This is a genomic window from Vibrio sp. Vb0937 (assembly GCF_033338855.1).
Window position 1 is genome coordinate 1 of sequence record NZ_JAWOTK010000124.1, and the last position, 1654, is coordinate 1654.

Below are 1654 nucleotides of genomic sequence, written 5' to 3' on the forward strand. Positions count from 1 at the left end.
AAACCTTGGCCGAACTCACAGTTTAGCTCGTTGAGATAATCCACATGGCGCTGCTCTTCGATACCTTCTGCGACAATTTTAAGACGCAAGGCTTTGGCCATAGCAATGATCACGTTGACCAGTTCACGATCAGAGTCGTTCTCAAACACGTTTTGCATAAAACTGCGGTCGATTTTCAGACGATCAAACGGGAACTTCTGCAAGTAACTCAGTGCAGAATAGCCCGTACCGAAGTCGTCAATCGTCAGCTTGGTACCCAGCGCACGTAGGTTATCCAGCATGTCCACCAACTCATCATCATGGTTAAACAACAAGCTTTCGGTTACCTCGACATCAAATTGCTCAGCAGGCAAACCCGATTCTTCTAAGCTTTGCCTAATGAACGCCAATAAGCGATCACAATAGCGGAATTGAACGCTAGAGAAGTTCACCGATACAAACAACGGCGAAATGGATTGCCACTGCGAGGCTTGATGACACGCTTGCTGAATGGCGAACTCGCCAAGTTGATGAATCAATCCGTTTTTCTCTGCAATCGAGATGAACTCTTCTGGATTGACGAAACCAAACTTCTCATCGTTCCAACGCATCAATGCTTCTGCGCCAACAATTTTACCGCTTTTCAATTCAATGATTGGCTGATAGTACATTTCGAGCAGTTGGTTCGAGATCGCATTACGCAATCGACTTTCTAGATCCAAGTAACGCTGTAGATCTTGGTTCATGTTGTGGTTGTAGAAACAGAACGCATCACGGCCATCTTGCTTCACGCGGTACATCGCCATATCGGCACACGCCAACAGCTGCTCGGCGTTATCACCGTCGTCTGGGAAAACCGACATGCCGACACTGCCTGTCAGGAAAAACTCGTGATTATTCCAAACAAACGGTTCACTAAAGGCCGATAACACACTCGAAGCAACGCGCTTCGCGGTATCGTTATCTGGTAAATCTGGAATCACCAACAGGAACTCATCCCCACCGATTCTGGCGAGCAAATCGGTTTTTCTCGCGACGTTTTGAAGACGCTGAGCACTGAGTTTGAGAATTTCATCCCCGACAAAATGGCCCATAGAATCGTTGATCTGTTTGAAGTGGTCCAAATCAATAAACATCACCAATACTTTTGACCCCGTACGAGATGCACGAATAAGTTCCAGCGCCAATCGTTCTGAGCCATAACTGCGATTTGGCAATTCTGTTAAGGTGTCGTATTTGGCTTGGAATGCGAGCTCTTTCTCCGATGCTTTTCGGCGCTCTATTTCTTTGGTGAGTTTGTGGTTTTGTTGAGAAAGAATATCTTTACGCTTTTTCTCTTCCTCAAGCTTAATCTTTAATTCCAATTTATTATTGTTTGCGACAAATGCATAACACAGCGCAATAACAATCATCACGGCGAGAATACTTAGCCCAACAATAAAGAGTCGAGAAGTAAAAATATCTCGCTCGTTGAGCGGTTCAAACCATGCCATCAATTTAAAATGATGTTGTTCCACTGGCACTTCGAAATATATTTTTCCATCCAAAACTTTAGAAAGAAAATGATTCTCATCTGCATTAGTGGTTGAATTTTTAGTGATGGAATCCCACACCACCATTTCAACATCTTTTATTTTCAGCACCATGCGACTGTAGCTGTCTTCGTGCTCTTGAT

At 44.3% G+C, this 1654-nt stretch carries 1 protein-coding gene; it reads right to left on the minus strand.

From position 1 onward, the window contains the following. Window positions 1–1654: bifunctional diguanylate cyclase/phosphodiesterase (locus tag R7P67_RS23690; protein WP_318086177.1), on the minus strand; the 1654-nt coding region annotated here is incomplete at both ends.